The sequence below is a fragment of the Microbacterium sp. NPDC077644 genome (genome assembly GCF_040702785.1).
In the GTDB taxonomy this organism is placed as follows: Bacteria; Actinomycetota; Actinomycetes; order Actinomycetales; family Microbacteriaceae; genus Microbacterium.
Window position 1 is genome coordinate 947,310 of the sequence record NZ_JBFBME010000002.1, and the last position, 16,556, is coordinate 963,865.

Sequence of the window (16,556 nt, forward strand, 5' to 3'; positions counted from 1 at the left end):
AAAGTACATGTACAGATGTCCAGGAGGATGATGTCCGAGTCCACGCGTCGTCGTCGCGATCCCGAGGCCCGGCGGAGCGCGATCGTGCTCGCCGCCGCCGAGCTGATCGTCGAGGTCGGCATCGCCGCGATCACGCACCGCATGGTCGCCGCTCGCGCCGATGTGCCGCTGGGCGCCACGACGCAGTACTTCGACACCCTCGACGACCTGCGCGAGGCAGCGCTCTCGCTTCTCGTCGAACACGTCGAAGCCCACCTGCAGCAGATGCGCGACGCGCTCGCCGCCGACGGCGCCTCCGCCGCGTCGATCGCCGAGTTCGTCTGCTCTGCGCTGACCGATGCGCCGGCCGTGCACGCCGATCGCGCTGTCGTCACCGCCGCCGTGCACGACCCGAAGCTCCGTGAGCTCATCCGGACGTTCTCGCACGCGATCATCGGCATGCTCGAACCCGCGCACGGGACGGAGCGGGCGACGGCTGCAGCCGTCTTCATCGACGGCGTACTGTGGCACTCGCAGATCAACGACGTTCCGCTGCCTCGCCACATCATCGAAACAGCGCTCGCCGGCATCCTCGCAGGCGACCAGAGCACCACCTGACCCAGAGAGAACCAGTCGTGTCGAAACTCGCCGTTCTGAGTCTGCGCAACCGTGCGCTGATCGCCCTCATCACGATCGTCGCCGCCGTGTTCGGCGGGCTCGCCCTGACGAACCTCAAGCAGGAGCTCATCCCCTCGCTCGAGCTGCCCTCGCTCGTCGTCATGACGACCTACCCCGGGGCATCCCCCGAGGTCGTCGAGAACGACGTCTCCACGCCCATCGAGACGGCGATCCAGGGGGTGCCGGGGCTTGAGGAGACCAGCGCGACGAGCACGACGAACGCCTCGATCATCCAGGCCACGTTCACGTACGGCGAGAACCTCGCGACCGCCGAGCAGAAGATGCAGCAGGCGATCAACCGGATCTCCTCCACGCTGCCCGCCGACGTCGAGCCGCAGGTGCTCTCGGTGTCGATCGACGACTTCCCCGTGATCCAGGTCGCGGTGACCGGGTTCGCGGATGCCGAGACCGCGCAGGCCGATCTCGAGAACGTCGCCGTCCCCGCGCTCGAGGACGTCGACGGCGTGAACGCCGCCGAGATCATCGGCGGGCTCGGGCAGCAGATCACGATCACGCCCGACCAGGCCGAGCTCGCCGCAGCCGGCGTCAGTACGCAGGCGATCCGCGATGCCCTCGATCAGAACGGTACGCTGTTCCCCGGCGGCGACATCACCGAGGACGGCGAGACGCTGACGGTGCAGACCGGCGCGAAGATCACCTCGGTCGACGAGCTCGCGGCGCTTCCGCTGGTCGGAACGGATGCCACGATCGCCGATGTCGCGACCGTCGAACTGACCACGGAGCCGGTGACCTCGATCTCGCGCGTCAACGGCGAAGAGGCGCTGTCGATCTCGATCACCAAGCTCCCCGCGGCGAACACCGTCGAGGTGTCCGATGGCGTCATCGCCGCGATCGACGACCTGAAGGCGAGCTTCCCCGATGCGGAGTTCACGGTCGTCTTCGACCAGGCGCCGTTCATCGTGCAGTCGATCGAGACGCTGGCCACCGAGGGTCTTCTCGGGCTCGTGTTCGCGGTGATCGTCATCCTCGTGTTCCTGCTGTCGATCCGCTCGACGCTCGTGACGGCGATCTCGATCCCGACGAGCGTGCTCATCACGCTCATCGGACTGCAGGCGTTCGGCTACTCGCTCAACGTGCTCACCCTCGGCGCCTTGACGATCGCGATCGGACGCGTGGTCGACGACTCGATCGTCGTGATCGAGAACATCAAGAGGCACTACGTCGGCGATGCCGACAAGGGCGATGCGATCCGGCTGGCGGTGAAGGAGGTCGCGGCGGCGATCACGGCATCCACCATCACGACGGTCGCGGTGTTCCTGCCGATCGTGTTCGTCGGCGACATGGTCGGCGAGCTGTTCCGGCCGTTCGCGATGACGGTCACGATCGCGATGGTCGCATCCCTCCTCGTGGCGCTCACGATCGTGCCGGTACTGGCGTACTGGTTCCTCAAGCCCGGCAAGGAGCTCACGGACGAGAACGGCGAGGTGATCGACCCCGAGCACCCGGATGCTCCGCCCACCGCCCTGCAGCGCGGCTACCGGCCGATCCTGCACTGGACTCTGAAGCACTCGGGGCTCACGGTGATCATCGCCGTCGTCGTGCTCGGCGCAACGCTCGCGGCGGCGCCGCTGATGAAGATCAACTTCCTCAGCGACACCGGTCAGAACACCATGACCGTGACGCAGGACCTCGGCCCGTCCGCGAGTCTCGAGGCCAAGGACGAGGCTGCCGCCGTCGTCGAGGACGCCCTGGAGGGCATCGACGGCGTCGAGAACATCCAGGTGTCGATCGGTTCGAGCGGTTCGGCGCTGCGCGACGCCTTCTCCGGCGGTGCCGGTGTCACGTACTCGATCATGACGGAGTCGGGCGTCGACCAGGAGAGGCTCCGCGCGGACGTGCAGGATGCTGTGGACGGTCTCGAGGACGTCGGCGAGATCAGCGTCGCGGCCTCCGCCGGATTCGGGTCCACCGACATCGAGGTCGACATCACCGCACCGAACGGAGACGCGCTCTCCGAGGCGGCGGACGCCGTGACCGCCGAGCTCGAGGGACGCGACGGCATCGGCCAGGTCACGAACAACCTCGCCGCATCCCTGCCCTACATCGCCGTGGTCGTCGACCGCGACGAGGCGGCGGCGCGCGGGCTGAGCGAGGTCGCGGTCGGATCGCTCGTGTCGAGCACGATGCGTCCGCAGCAGATCGGCTCCGTCGAGCTCGACGACACCGCGCTGACCGTGTATCTCGCGGCATCCGAGCCGCCGGCGACGATCGACGAGCTGCGCACGCTCACGATCCCGACCGCCACCGGGCTCGTCGAGCTGCAGGATGTCGCGACCGTCGAGCAGGCCGAGGGCCCGACGTCGATCACGACCGAGCAGGGCCGGCGGACCGTCACCATCACGGTGCCGCCGTCATCGGACAACCTTGCCACCGCCACGGCGTCGGTGAACGCGGCGCTCGAGGCTGTGGATCTGCCGGACGGCGCGTCCGCCTCGGTCGGAGGCGTCGCATCGCAGCAGGCCGACTCGTTCTCGCAGCTCGGACTCGCGATGCTCGCGGCGATCCTCATCGTCTACGTCGTCATGGTCGCCACCTTCAAGTCGCTGCGCCAGCCGCTGCTGCTGCTCGTGTCGGTGCCGTTCGCCGCGACGGGCGCGATCCTGCTGCAGATCGTCACGGGCGTGCCGCTGGGCGTGGCATCCCTGATCGGCGTGCTGATGCTCATCGGCATCGTGGTCACGAACGCGATCGTGCTCGTGGATCTGGTGAACCAGTACCGCGAGAAGGGACTGTCGACGGCGGATGCCGTGATGGCCGGCGGTGAGAAGCGTCTGCGGCCGATCCTCATGACGGCGCTCGCGACGATCTTCGCGCTCACGCCGATGGCGCTGGGGATCACCGGGCACGGCGGGTTCATCTCGCAGCCGCTCGCGATTGTGGTGATCGGCGGTCTCGTGTCGTCGACCGTGCTGACGCTGATCGTGCTGCCGACGCTCTACAACCTCGTCGAGGGCGCGCGCGAGCGCCGGGCCGCCCGCAAGGCGGGGCCCGATGCCGCGGCGTCGGGCGGCAGCGACGACCCCGCGCCGGAGGACCCGGAGAACCCCGACCACCCGGACCACCCGCTCACTCGTCGCGAGCTCCGCGAGCACCACTGACCCCTCCGCACAGACCTCTCCCTAGCTACGAGACCCCGTCGTATTCACGTCGATACGGGGAGGTTTCGTAGGTACGGAGAGGTCTGTGGGAGGGGAGGCGTGCGTGCGGGGAGGCGCGCGTGCGTGCGGGCGGGGCGGGGCGGGGGCTCAGCCCAGCTCGATGCCCCACTCCAGAGTCCAGGTCTCGCCGGGCGCCAGGCGTCGGATGCCGAGACCGCTGTTGAACGCGTCGGCGGGAGCCGTCATCGGCTCGATGGCGACGGCGAGGTCCTGCCCCGGGTATCCCGTGCTCGTGTACACCTGCACATAGTCGAAGCCCTCGCCCTGCCAGAGCGTGAGCTGCCGGCCGTCGGGGGCGGTGAGGGTGTGCCGCACACGCCCGTCCGCGTTACGGGTGAGGTCGGTGAAGCCGGTGTCGAGTTCGACGTCTCCGAGCCGCACGCCGTCTCGTAGCGACTCCGGTGCCGGCGAGGTGCCGGTCGGCAGCATCCGATCGTCGACGTCGAACTGCGTCGCAGCCGGAACGCGCAGCACGAGCTCGCGCGCGTCGGCATCCCCGATCGTGACGAACGGGTGGGTGCCGAGCGCGACCGGCGCGGGTGCATCCGACCGGTTCGTCAGGGTGTGCGTGACCAGGATGCCGGCATCCGTCAGCGTGTACGTGACCGTCGTCGCGATCTCGTAGGGGTACCCGGTCTGCGGGTGGATCGTCGCGCTCAGGGTGGCCGCGGCATCCGCCTGCCCGATCTCGTAGGCGGTGAAGCGCAGCAGTCCGTGGCTAGCGTTGTCGAACTTCGGCTCGGTGATCGCGAGCTGGCGCACCGTTCCGCCGTCGGACCACCTGCCGTCTCGGATGCGGTTCGGCCACGGTGCGAGGACGACACCGGAGCACGACGGCGTGGGCACGTCCTCGGGATAGCGGGCGACGAGGTCGACCCCGCCGACGGCGAGGCCGCGCAGGGATGCTCCGACCTGGGCGATCTGCGCCGTCACGGCGCTGCGGGTCAGGTGGATCTGGGTTCCTGTGGGGGAGAGGGAGGTCACCTGCACATCGTACGAGGGCTCTCCCAGGTGCGTCCGGTAGGCTTGGGATGTCGGCTTCGGGCACCCGCGTCACGCGGGGGATCTGAATCAAAGTGTGAGCCCAGGGGCCGATGGTTCATTAACCATCACATGAATGGCCCCGGCCGATGGATGCTCGGGTATGTCCGCCGTGCGCTGATCTCTGTGCGCCGCTTGCGGATGCTGTTCTCGTGTCAGAGACAGTCAGGAAACACCATGCCCAAGAACGGCAAGCCCAAGGGCGGTCGCCCGTCCCGCAACTTCGAGCCGCGTTACGCGAAGAAGACCTCGTTCCGCGACCGTCACGCCGGCGGGCGGCCCGGTGCCGGTCGCCCCGATCGTGATGCCCGTGACGAGCGCACGGATGCCGGCGACCGCGGCTTCTCCTCCGACCGCAGCCGCACGTCCGATCGCGGCTTCGACCGCCGCCCCGGCAGCAAGAGCCCTTCGACAGGCTCAGGGCAGGCCTGGCAGCGGCCTGGCAGCCGCAGCCCGAGTCATCGCGGCTACCGCCCCGCCGAGGCCGACGGCGGCGCGCCCAAGCGCCGCTGGACCGACCAGGAGCGCGCCGGTCGTGACGAGGCTCGCGGCATCCGCGGCCGCGCCGTTTCCGGGCGCCGCGAGGCACCGCATCACCGCGACGAGCGCTCGCAGGACTCCCGCGGCTCGTACGGCGAGCGTCCGCGGTACGGCAATGACCGCGCCACCGGCGACCGCCGGTACGAGGACCGTCCCCGTCGCGACGAGCGCGGCGGCGAGCGTCCCCGGTTCCAGGGCGAGCGTCCCCGGTTCCAGGGCGACCGTCCTCGTTTCCACAGCGACCGGAACGAGCGTCCTCGCTACAACGACGACCGCGGGGGCGACCGTCGTTCGTCGAGCCGCGATGATCGTCCGGCCCGCGACGACCGCCGTCCGTTCAACGATCGCAACGACCGTGGTGACGACCGCCGGTCGTCGGGTCGAGACGAGCGCCCGGCTCGCGACGACCGTCGTCCGTTCGCGAACGACCGCAACGACCGTCCGCGTCGCAACGAGGACCGTTCGCGTTTCAACCGCGACGAGCGCCCCGCTCGCGATGACCGTCGTCCGTTCACCCGTGACGACCACGCGCGTCGTGACGACCGTCCCCGTTTCGACCGCGACGACCGTCCGCGCCGCGACGACCGGGGCGCGACCGACCGTCCGCGTCGCGACGACCGCGCGCAGCGTCCGAGCCGCGACGACTGGAACAAGCAGGCTCCGGCCCGCTTCGAGCCGACCGAGGACGTCGTCCACGAGCGCCTCGAGGCCCAGGTCGTCGCCGCTCCCGAGCTCGAGGGCACGACGTTCGCCGATCTCGGACTCGGCTCGAACATCGTCGAGACGCTGAAGAACATGGGCGCCACCGCCCCGTTCCCGATCCAGGGCGCGACGATCCCGTCGATCCTCGAGGGACGCGACGTGCTCGGCCGCGGCCGCACCGGCTCGGGCAAGACCATCGCGTTCGGAGCGCCGCTCGTCGAGAGCATCCTGACCTCGCAGGCCGGCAAGCGCCGCGAGATCGGACGCGCGCCGCGCGCGATCATCCTCGCGCCGACGCGTGAGCTCGCGCTGCAGATCGACCGCACGGTGCAGCCGATCGCCCGCAGCGTCGGCCTGTTCACCACGCAGATCTACGGCGGCGTGCCGCAGGGCCGCCAGGTCGGCGCGCTCAAGAAGGGCGTCGACATCGTGATCGGCACTCCCGGTCGCGTCGAGGACCTGATCAACCAGGGCAAGCTCGACCTGTCCGACTGCCGCGTCGCCGTGCTCGACGAGGCCGACCACATGTGCGAGCTCGGCTTCGTCGAGCCCGTGCAGCGGATCCTCCGCCACACGCAGGAGGGCAGCCAGAAGCTGCTGTTCTCGGCGACGCTCGACCGCGAGGTCGCCGCCCTCGTCGACGAGTTCCTCGTGGACCCCGCCGTGTACGAGGTCGCCGGCGAGGACCAGGACTCGAGCACGATCGACCACCGCGTGCTCGTGATCGACCACCGCGACAAGGCCGAGATCCTCACGTCGATGGTCGACCGCGACGGCAAGACTCTCATCTTCGCCCGCACCCGTGCCTATGCCGAGATGCTCGCCGAGCAGTTCGAGGATGCCGGCATCCCGGCCGTCTCGCTGCACGGCGACCTGAACCAGGCCAAGCGCACGCGCAACCTGCAGAAGATGACCTCGGGTCGTGTGAACGTGCTCGTCGCGACGGATGTCGCAGCCCGCGGCATCCACGTCGACGACATCGATCTGGTGATCCAGGCCGATGCGCCCGACGAGTACAAGACGTATATGCACCGTGCCGGTCGTACCGGGCGTGCGGGCCGCTCCGGCCGGGTCGTCACGCTCATCACGCGTCAGCGCCAGCGCCGCATGAACGAGCTGCTCGAGCGCGCCGAGATCGACGCGCCGTTCGAACAGGCGCGCATCGGCGACGACGTTATCGAGGAGCTCGCCGGGCGCATGCCGTCCGACGCCGACCTCACCGCCTGATCGCCGTCGGCGCGCGCCCCGCACTCACACCGCGGGGCGCGCGTGCACGGCGGAGCTCAGCGTCGTGCCGTTCAGGTCGAGGTAGAGCTGCCGCTCGGTCACGGTCAGCGTGACGGCGTTGCGGCGCTCGAGAAGTCCTGCCGCATGGTCGACGAATCCGGGGTCGAAACTGAACACCTCGATCGCCTCGGCGTTGTAGATCTTCTTGCCTGCCCACGGCGCGATGACCTTGACGGGATCGCGGTGCGCGTACACGGCGACGCGTTCGGCGAGCCGACTGCCGTGATGCAGGCGCTCGGCATCGGGGGCGCCGACCTCGATCCACGCCGTGACGGCGCCGGTCAGATCGCGCGCGATGACGGCCGGCTCGTCCGTGGACGAGATGCCCGAACCGAATTCGATCCCGTCGACGTATTCGAGGCAGTAGGCCAGCAACCGGGTCACCATGTACGCGTCGGTCTCGGACGGATGCTTCGCCACGCGCAGCGCGAGATCGTCGTAGACGCCGCGGTCCATGTCTGCCAGCTGCACCGCAAACGTGTGGATCGTCGAACCGATTGCCATAGCTCTCGAGCCTACGCGGCGCGGTGCCGGGCTCAGAACAGCGTCTGCTGCGGGGGAGGCGCCGGTGGTGTGAGGACGGCCGGCCGGGTGAGCGTTCGCGCCGGATAGGCGTCGTCGGAGTGCCGGGCCTCGAGTCCATGCGCGCGGATCAGCGGTCGGATCCGCTTCGCCAGCCACTGCCGGTACGCCTTCGGCGCGTCGGCGGCAGCCCCCGGGTAGAGCCCGCGATACGACGACATCAGCTCGGGATGCTCGCGCCCGAGCCACTGCAGGAACCAGGGCTTGACGCCGGCGCGCAGGTGCAGCGCGCCGTAGATGACGTGGTCGGCGCCGGATTCCTTGATGCGTCGGAGCGCGTGATCGATGTGCTCCACCGAGTCGGTCAGGTGCGGAAGCACGGGCATGAGGAAGACCCCGATGCGGAACCCGGCATCCGTCAGCGCACGGACCGTGTCGAGACGCGCCTGCGTCGACGGCGTGCCCGGTTCGATCGAATGCTGCAGATCGTCGTCGTACATTGCGATCGACATCTGCACGTCGACGGGCACCGACTTCGCGGCGTCGACCAGCAGCGGGATGTCGCGACGGATCAGCGTGCCCTTCGTGAGGATCGAGAACGGCGTGCCCGACTCCGCCAGAGCCCGGATGATGTCGGGCATGAGCCGGTAGCGCCCCTCCGCCCGCTGGTACGGGTCGGTGTTCGTGCCGAGAGCCACGGTTTCGTGGTTCCAGTTGCCGCGGCGCAGCTCGCGCTGCAGGACCTCGGCGACATTCGTCTTCACGACGATCTGCGAGTCGAAGTCTCCGCCGCCGTCGAGATCGAGGTACTCGTGCGTCCCACGAGCGAAGCAGTAGACGCATGCGTGAGAACATCCCCGGTAGGGGTTGATCGTCCAGCTGAACGGCATCCGAGATCCGCCCGGAACATGATTGAGCGCCGACTTCGCCAGGACCTCATGAAAGGTCATGCCGGCGAACTCGGGCGTCGTCACCGAGCGGACGATGCCGGTGCGGTTCTCAAGGCCGGGGAGCGCTGCGGCATCCTCGTCGTCGATCGTCTGTCCCTGCCACCGCATGCGAATATTCGAACAAAGAATCGATAACAAGTCAACCCGACGTGCGAATTATGTTCGATCCGACTTAAGCGACAATGGAACGATGAGCGACGCCCGGTACCCGCGGCACGCGTCGCGTCCGCACCGTGCACTCCCCATCGCCCTGCCGATCGGGATCGCGGTCACCGCTCTTGGAGCGCTGTGGGCGCTGGCCGACGTGCCGATGGCCGTCGACGCCGCCGTGCCGCCGGCCCCGGCGGCCGCGGCCCAGCTTCCTGGTGTCGAGGTCGCGTCGACCCTCGCCGCCGATCCGTGCGCCGACGCGTCCGTGGCCGGAGCGCTCGAGGCAGGAGACGATGAGGCGGTGGTGGAGGCCTTCGGCGGAGGCGTCGTGTTCCGCGATGCGGTCGTCGCCGGCAATGCTCCCTGCATCTCGCTCGCGGACCCCGCCCGCGCGTGGGTGGTCGTCAACAAGGCCCGGCCCCTCGCCCCGACCGACTACGTCCCCGCCGATCTCGTCGTCTCCCCGATCCAGCAGACGACGGCATCCCGCCTGATCCACCCGGATGCCGCCACCGCCCTCGGCGCGATGGCCACCGATCTCGCGGACGCCGGCGCGGGTTCGCTCGGCATGAACAACTCCTACCGCTCCTATCGGCTCCAGGTGTCGAACTACACCGGTTTCGTGAGCACTGAGGGGCAGGAGAACGCCGACCGGGGCTCCGCGCGCCCCGGGTTCAGCGAGCACCAGACCGGTCTCGCCGTCGACGTCGTCGCATGCAGTGCCGGATGCGGCGAGATCGCCGGGTTCGGCGGTACGCCCGAGAGTGACTGGGTCGCAGCGCACGCGTGGGAGTACGGGTTCATCGTGCGGTACGAATCGGGCGCGACCGGCACGACCGGCTACGAACCCGAACCCTGGCATCTGCGGTACATCGGCCCGTCGCTGGCCGCCGCGTATCACGAGGGCGAGTATCGCACGCTCGAGGAGTTCTTCGGACTGCCCGCCGCCCCCGACTACGCGCACTGAATCCGCGTGATCCGGCGGTTCTGTGGCATCCCACAAACGCGGAACCCGGTCTCACGCATCGTGGGATGCATTCTCACAACGCCCTGCCGCGGCATCCGCACTCCGGCATAGACTCACCGGAGCAAAGAAGCCAGACACGTTCGGGAGGACGGCATGGAACGCGACATCTACGACGAGGACCACGAGGCATTCCGCGACCTGGTCAAGGACTTCGTCAAGCGGCACGTGAGCACCGAGAGCATCGAGAAGTGGGAAGCCGCAGGCGAGATCGACCGCGAGACCATGCTCGCCGCCGGCGAGGCGGGCCTGATCGGCCTCTCCGTCCCCGAGGAGTTCGGCGGCGCCGGGATGCTGCAGGACTACCGCTTCCGCACGATCGTCATGGAAGAGGTCATCGCGGCCGGTGCCGGTTCCCTCGCGGGGGCCTTCGGCATCCAGGACGACCTGGCCGTCCCCTACCTCGTGCACATGGGCACGCAGGAGCAGAAGGAGAAGTGGCTGCCCCGCATGGCCAGCGGCGAGGTTCTCGGCGCTCTCGCGATGACCGACCCGGGTGCGGGTTCTGACCTCCGTGGCATCAAGACCAATGCGAAGAAGGTCGACGGCGGTTACATCGTCAACGGCGCGAAGACCTTCATCTCGTCCGGCACCACCGCCGACATCGTCGTCACGTTCGTCAAGACCGGCGAGGGCAACCGTCCCGACGCGTTCAGCCTGCTCATCCTCGAGAAGGGCATGGAGGGCTTCGACCAGGGCAAGAAGCTCAAGAAGATGGGCTTCCACGGCTGGGACACCGCCGAGCTCAGCTTCACCGACGTCTTCGTGCCCGATGAGAACCTCATCAGCGGCAAGGAGGGCCAGGGATTCATCCAGCTGATGATGAACCTGCCCCTCGAGCGCCTCTCGATCGGCGTCGCCGCGGCCGCTGCCGCGCAGGCCGCGACCGACTGGACCATCGCCTACACGAAGGACCGCGAGGCATTCGGCGAGCGGATCGCCGACTTCCAGAACACCCGCTTCCAGCTCGCCGACATGGTCACCACGACCGAGGTCATGTGGGCGTACATCGACCGCGCGCTGCTCGCCTACAAGGACAGCAAGCTCACCGCCGAGGATGCCGCCAAGGTCAAGTACTGGGCCACCGAGCGCGAGTGGGAGGTGCTCGACACGGGTGTGCAGCTGCACGGCGGTTACGGCTACATCATGGAGTACCCGATCGCCCGGGCCTTCACCGACGCCCGCGTGCACCGCATCTACGGCGGCACGAACGAGATCATGCGCGACCTCGTCGGCCGTCAGATCGCCGGCAAGCGCTGACGCGCTTGCCGGCCATGCTACTCCGGTAGCACTCTCGGTGCCACCGGAGTAGCATGGCCCGCATGGGCACCACGAAGATCAGTCTCAGCCTGAGCGAATCCGACCTGGCGTTCCTCGACTCGGAAGCGCTGGGCGGGCGGTACGCGTCGCGCTCGGCGGCAGTGCAGGACGCTGTTCGACTTCTGCGGGAGAGCCGCCTCGCGGACGCCTACGCGGAAGCGTTCGCCGAGGGCTACGACGAGGACTGGGACCTCGCGGCCGACGACGGACTGGCGTCGGCGTGACCGTGAGCCTGTTGCGCCGGGGCCAGATCGTCGTGGTGTCCTTGGATCCGGCGGTGGGGTCGGAATCCCGCAGAACGCGGCCCGCAGTGATCGTCAGCAACAACGCTGCGAACGGCGTGGCCGCGCGCACTCCGAACGCGACGATCACCGTCGTGCCGGTGACGTCGAACATCACGCGGGTGCTGCCTTTTCAGGTGTTGCTTCCGGCAGCGACGACGGGTCTCGATCGGGATTCGAAGGCTCAGGCCGAGCAGATCCGCACGATCGCGGTGGAACGAGTCATCCGTCCTGTCGGCTGGGTTCCCGCCGAGCTCATGGGCGCGATCGACGAGACGCTCCGGACGCATCTCGCGCTGTGAGCAGCGCCCTCAGCGCCGCCCTACGCCGGCGGCGCGCAGCCGGTCGGCGATGAGGATGCCGAGTGCGGTCGCGCCGATGCAGCTGGCGAAGGTGACCGCGAAGAAGAGGATCTGCGACCACAGCGGCTGCGATCCCATGTGGAAGAACTCCCACGAGAACAGCGGGTAGACCACACCGAGCACGGCCGCTCCGGCGTAGTGCATCCAGGTCTTCCAGTAGCGCCACAGCACGAGCATGAACGGCAGCTCGGCCGGCAGCGCCCAGGACGCGTTCGTGATCACGCTGTAGAAGCCGTACCCTGAGAACGGCACGATCACGAGGCCGGCGATGATGCCGACGAGGATGCCGACCAGGGGCTGGCGCAACAGGCGCAGCGCGATCACCGACGGCAGCACCCACAGTCCCGTGATCGCCACGGACAGCGTCGGGTTGCCCAGCGACAGCAGCACGGTTGAGAGCCAGTTCGCGGGCGCCAGCAGCAGCCCGCCGGCCACGCCGAGCGCGGCGCAGGTCAGCAGCAGCGTCGTCGGCATCGCCGATCTGCGCGGCGCGGTGCCGCTCATGCCAGCGGCTCCGCGGCGATCTCACGGGCGGTCTTCGAGCTCGGCGATGCGGCGCCGACCTTCCAGTACCCGCAGAAGCTGACGGCGTTCCGATCGACGCCGCGCTCGGTGACGAGCTGTTTGCGCGCTCCGGATGCGAGGGCCTGTTCGCCCGCCGCATACGCGTGGAACGGGGCATCCGGCAGTGTGATCCCGCGCAGCGCCTCGAGCGCGAGCGACCCGGGTTCGGCAGTGTGCGGCCGCACGATCCACTGAACGGTGATGCCGACCGGATGCGCGAAACCGAGCGCATCGTCCTGGCTCGGCACCTCGATGATGACGGTTCCGGATGCCGTCTCCGGCAGCGATGCGCAGATCGAGGCGATCGCCGGCACCGCGGTCTCATCGCCGACCAGGACGACGCGATCGGTGCCGCGCTCCGGGTTGAACATCAGCCCTTCGTCGATGATCAGCACGCGGTCGCCCGGCTCGCAGGTCTCCGCCCAGCGGGATGCCGGACCCGCCGTGCCGTCGGCGGCCGAACCGTGCAGGACGAAGTCGACGTCGATCTCGGCTCCGCGATCGCCCGCGGCCGGCCGGTACGCGCGCACGGTGTAGTTGCGCATGACCGGTCGCTCGCCGTCGGGGATCCGCAGGAACTTGAGGTAGCCGAACAGCTTGTGCGCCTTCGCCGGTACGCGTTCGAGTCCGGCGTCTCCGGCGACCGGGATGAACAGCCGGAACCACTGGTCGTAGCCCATCGGACGATACTTCTCGATCTCGCCGCCGCCGAGGGTGACGCGCATCCAGTGCGGCGCGAGCCGTTCAGTGCGGAGCACCTCGAGGGGGATGAGCTCCGTGCTGTGCGGCTTGACCTGTTTGCTGAATGCCATGCTGTGCCTCTCAGGCGGGTGCCCACGGGAACGTGAGCGCGAAGATCAGGGCGGATGCCGCGATGAAGGCGGCGATGAAGACGGTGTCGCGGGTGCGGAACGGCACGAGGTGCCGCTCGGTCCGTGTCGGGTGGGCGCCGAAGGCGCGGGCATCCATCGCCAGGGCGACGCGCTCGGCATGCCGGATGGCACCGGCCAGCAGCGGCACGATGTACCCCCAGCCGCGGGCCAGGCGCGCGAACGGCCCGCCGCCGCCGTGATGGCCGCGCACCCGGTGGGCTGCGCGGATCACGCTCAGCTCGTACCCGAACCGCGGCACGAAGCGGTAGGCGGCCAGCGCCGTGTAACCGATCCGGTACGGAACGCGCAGCTGTTGGATGCTCGCGCGCACGAGGTCGGGCCCGGTCGTGGTGAGCCCGCCGATGAGGGCGAGGGCGAGGATGGATGCCAGTCGCAGGGCGGTCGCGAACCCGATCTCGAGGGCGCCGGTGAACAGCGTCCACCCGCCGACCCGGAGCAGCGGCGCGGTGCCGTCGACGCCGGCGGCGTCCACCCACAGCGAGAACCCGAATCCGATGAGTGCGACACCGAGAGGGATCGCGAGGAAGAGCAGCGCCGCCGTGCGCGCGGCGATGCGGGTGCCGGACAGGATCAGCGCATAGGCGAGCGCGATGAACCACAGCGGCGTCTCGAGATCCTGCACGAAGACGAGCAGGACGATCGCCGGCAGGACCGCCGCCACCTTGGCCAGAGGATTGAGATGGTTCAGGTAGAGCCGTGCCGGGGCCGGGACTCCGGGCGAATACGGGTCGACGGTCGCCGTGGGCGAGGTGATGGCGGTCATCCGGCGGCCTCCGCGAGGATGCCGCGCAGCCGCGGGTTCAGGGCGCGGTGCAGCGCGGGGAGGCGGAGGCCCGCCGACTCAAAAAGCCCGTCCGCGGCGAACAGCTCGGCGGTCGGTCCCGACGCGTGCACCCGCCCCTCGGCGAGGATCACGGTATGCGTCGCGTGGTCGGCGACGAGCTGCAGGTCGTGCGTGACGATGAGGACCGTGGTCCCCTCGGCGCGCAGGTCCTCCAGCAGGCGCAGCAGTTCGTCGGCGCGGGCGCGGTCCTGCCCGAAGGTCGGCTCGTCGAGGGCGAGCACACCGGGGCGGGCGATCAGGGCTGTGCCGACCGAGAGCCGCCGCTTCTCGCCGCCGGAGAGCAGGAACGGATGCACCTCCGCCTTGTGCTCGAGTCCGAACCGTCGGAGCATCTCGGCGACGCGGTCCGCGATCTCGGCATCCGGCACGCGGCGAAGGCGGAGCCCGTGGGCGAGCTCGTCGAAGACGGTGTGCGCGATGAACTGGTGCTCGGGGTTCTGGAACACGAATCCGATGCGCGAGGCGATCTCGCGCGGGGATGCCCGACCCGGGTCGAGGTCGTCGATCATGACGCGGCCGCGTGGCGGAGGGACGACCCCGGCCAGCGCCTGGATGAGCGTCGTCTTGCCGGCGCCGTTCGCGCCGACGACGGCGGTGAGGGAACCTGCGGGGATGTCGACGTCGATGCCGTGCAGGATCTCGGCGCGTCCGCGCTTCACGGTGAGGTTCCGGGCGTGGACGATCGCCGCGGCCGATTTCGACTCGCCTTCGGCTCGCTCAATCCGTTTCGTCTCGCTGCGCTCGCTCAACGCCCCGTGGGGGAGATCCCCCTGCGGGTCGCCCACCATCCCCGCCAACTCATCCGGCGTGAGCGGCAGCGATGCCTCCGCCGGCAGGATGCCGCGTTCGCGCAGCATCCGACCCGCGAGTGTCGCGGCGGGCAGCCACACGCCCATCGTCAGCAGTTCGTCGGTGTGCTCGCGCAGCACCTGCCCGACCGGGCCGTCGAACGCGAGTCGCCCCTGCTGGTCGAGGACGATCGCCCTGGTCGCGAAGCGCATCGCGGCATCCAGGTTGTGCTCGACGAGGATGATCGCCCGATCGCCGGATGCGACGAGATCTGCGAGCGCCTCGTAGACGTCGTCGATGCCCTGAGCGTCGAGGTTCGCGGTCGGCTCGTCGAGCACGATCACGGGCGATCCCATCGCGATGGCGCACGCGATCGCCAGACGCTGGCGCCCTCCGCCGGAGAGGCGATCGGGGTTCCACCCGCGACGGTTCCACAGGCCGACACGGCGCAGTGCCTGCTCCGACCGCGAGAGCACCTCGTCGACCGGAAGGAGGAGGTTCTCGAGCGCGAACGCGACCTCGTCGAGCAGGGTGCCCGTGACGATCTGCGCATCCGGGTCCTGGAACACCATCGCGACGTCGGCGCTGAGGTCGGCCACCGGGGTCTCGGCGGTGCTCCGGCCCCGGACCTCGACCGAGCCGGTGACGGTCGCGGGCACCGACTGGGGGATGAGGCCGTTCAACGCCAGCGCCAGGGTGGACTTGCCCGATCCGCTCGGGCCGAGCACGAGCACGACCTCGCCGGGCGCGACATCGACGCTGACGGACCTCGGCGAGGGGTGCGTCGCGCCGGCGTGGGTGATCGACAGATCACGCACGCGGAGAAGAGGCGCGGACGGAGGCACCCCTTCAGGTTAGCTGAGCCTTACCTGATGCGCATACGACCGCATGCGGGGCGCGACGGGTCAGACGCGGATGACGCCCGCTCTGCGCAGGGCGCTGCCGATCGCGAGCCCGATCAGGGTCCACACCACAGGGCCGATGACGAAGAGCACGGCGAAGCCGGCCGCCGCCCATGGTGCGAGCGTCGAGACGTGGAATGCGAACCACAGCGGCACGGCGATCACGACTCCGGTGACGGCGGAGGACAGCAGGAACCGCCAGGGCTCCCAGTGCCGGTACCGGGTGAGGGCGGACACGCCCTCCTGCACGCCCCCGAACACGACGGCGGCGAGCAGATAGCGCCCCGCCATGGCGGGGACGAAGGCGAGGCCGATCAGTGCGGCGATCGCGTGCGTGATGAGTGCCACCCACGGCGCCCGCAGAACCTGTTGGGCGATGACCCCGGGGAGGACGTGGAATCCGAGGACGAGTCCGTACAGCGGAATCGCGCCCGCTGCGGCGATGACGTGGAGGCCCGCCCATCCGGCCGAGACGAGTCCCGTCGCGACGCCGACAGCGGCGCAGATGAGCAGCACGCGGGTCGACGGGACGCGGTTCTTCGGCACCAG

15 protein-coding genes are annotated in these 16,556 nt (G+C 69.4%); 7 read left to right on the forward strand and 8 right to left on the reverse strand.

All coding sequences use genetic code 11. From position 1 onward, the window contains the following. Window positions 1-30: 30 nt before the first annotated feature. Both AB0269_RS11585 and AB0269_RS11590 read left to right on the forward strand, forming a co-directional pair. Window positions 31-597: a TetR family transcriptional regulator gene (locus tag AB0269_RS11585; RefSeq protein WP_366211350.1), complete on the forward strand. Its 567-nt coding sequence runs from the start codon at window positions 31-33 to the stop codon at window positions 595-597. 17 nt (window positions 598-614) lie between these two features. After that, complete coding sequence (locus AB0269_RS11590; RefSeq protein ID WP_366211351.1) at window positions 615-3,776, forward strand: efflux RND transporter permease subunit; 3,162 nt, start codon at window positions 615-617, stop codon at window positions 3,774-3,776. A gap of 147 nt (window positions 3,777-3,923) precedes the next feature. On the opposite strand, the gene AB0269_RS11595 is transcribed toward AB0269_RS11590, so the two are convergent. Further along, a complete protein-coding gene (locus tag AB0269_RS11595) occupies window positions 3,924-4,820 on the reverse strand; it encodes an aldose 1-epimerase family protein (protein ID WP_366211352.1) in 897 nt (298 codons plus the stop codon). A gap of 234 nt (window positions 4,821-5,054) precedes the next feature. On the opposite strand from AB0269_RS11595, the gene AB0269_RS11600 reads away from it, so the two are divergent. Further along, window positions 5,055-7,346, forward strand: coding sequence for a DEAD/DEAH box helicase (locus tag AB0269_RS11600; RefSeq protein ID WP_366211354.1), 2,292 nt, complete (start codon window positions 5,055-5,057; stop codon window positions 7,344-7,346). Between the two features lie 24 nt (window positions 7,347-7,370). On the opposite strand, the gene AB0269_RS11605 is transcribed toward AB0269_RS11600, so the two are convergent. Both AB0269_RS11605 and AB0269_RS11610 read right to left on the reverse strand, forming a co-directional pair. Further along, window positions 7,371-7,910, reverse strand: coding sequence for a YaeQ family protein (locus AB0269_RS11605; protein WP_366211355.1), 540 nt, complete (start codon window positions 7,908-7,910; stop codon window positions 7,371-7,373). A gap of 32 nt (window positions 7,911-7,942) precedes the next feature. Continuing rightward, window positions 7,943-8,986 carry an Rv2578c family radical SAM protein gene (locus tag AB0269_RS11610; protein WP_366211357.1) on the reverse strand — a complete coding sequence of 348 codons (1,044 nt, stop codon included), beginning with the start codon at window positions 8,984-8,986 and terminating at the stop codon, window positions 7,943-7,945. An 82-nt stretch (window positions 8,987-9,068) separates the two neighbouring features. Between AB0269_RS11610 and AB0269_RS11615 the strand changes: the two genes are divergently transcribed. From AB0269_RS11615 to AB0269_RS11630, 4 genes are all read left to right on the forward strand, one after another. Beyond that, entirely contained in the window at window positions 9,069-9,995 is a 927-nt protein-coding gene (locus tag AB0269_RS11615) for a M15 family metallopeptidase (RefSeq protein WP_366211358.1), read from the forward strand. Between the two features lie 153 nt (window positions 9,996-10,148). Further along, entirely contained in the window at window positions 10,149-11,312 is a 1,164-nt protein-coding gene (locus tag AB0269_RS11620) for an acyl-CoA dehydrogenase family protein (RefSeq protein WP_175986697.1), read from the forward strand. 62 nt (window positions 11,313-11,374) lie between these two features. Then, window positions 11,375-11,596 (forward strand): ribbon-helix-helix domain-containing protein, encoded by a 222-nt coding sequence (locus AB0269_RS11625; RefSeq protein WP_366211359.1) that lies wholly within the window; start codon window positions 11,375-11,377, stop codon window positions 11,594-11,596. Window positions 11,597-11,598: 2 nt separating this feature from the next. Continuing rightward, a complete protein-coding gene (locus AB0269_RS11630; protein WP_366211474.1) occupies window positions 11,599-11,955 on the forward strand; it encodes a type II toxin-antitoxin system PemK/MazF family toxin in 357 nt (118 codons plus the stop codon). 9 nt (window positions 11,956-11,964) lie between these two features. Here the strand turns inward: AB0269_RS11630 and AB0269_RS11635 are convergent, their stop codons facing one another. The 5 genes from AB0269_RS11635 to AB0269_RS11655 are packed head-to-tail and all read right to left on the reverse strand — an operon-like array spanning window position 11,965 to window position 16,553. Continuing rightward, the gene (locus AB0269_RS11635; protein ID WP_366211360.1) at window positions 11,965-12,519 is read right to left on the reverse strand and encodes an ECF transporter S component; all 555 of its coding nucleotides are present in this window, start codon (window positions 12,517-12,519) and stop codon (window positions 11,965-11,967) included. Next, window positions 12,516-13,391, reverse strand: a complete 876-nt coding sequence (locus AB0269_RS11640) for a siderophore-interacting protein (protein ID WP_366211361.1) — start codon at window positions 13,389-13,391, stop codon at window positions 12,516-12,518. The genes AB0269_RS11635 and AB0269_RS11640 overlap by 4 nt, the downstream gene beginning before the upstream one ends. A 10-nt stretch (window positions 13,392-13,401) precedes the next feature. Then, window positions 13,402-14,235: an energy-coupling factor transporter transmembrane component T gene (locus tag AB0269_RS11645; RefSeq protein WP_366211362.1), complete on the reverse strand. Its 834-nt coding sequence runs from the start codon at window positions 14,233-14,235 to the stop codon at window positions 13,402-13,404. Further along, window positions 14,232-15,950 (reverse strand): energy-coupling factor transporter ATPase, encoded by a 1,719-nt coding sequence (locus AB0269_RS11650; protein ID WP_366211363.1) that lies wholly within the window; start codon window positions 15,948-15,950, stop codon window positions 14,232-14,234. Before AB0269_RS11650 ends, AB0269_RS11645 begins: the two co-directional genes overlap by 4 nt. A 60-nt stretch (window positions 15,951-16,010) precedes the next feature. After that, entirely contained in the window at window positions 16,011-16,553 is a 543-nt protein-coding gene (locus AB0269_RS11655) for an ECF transporter S component (RefSeq protein WP_366211364.1), read from the reverse strand. Between the last annotated feature and the right edge of the window lie 3 nt (window positions 16,554-16,556).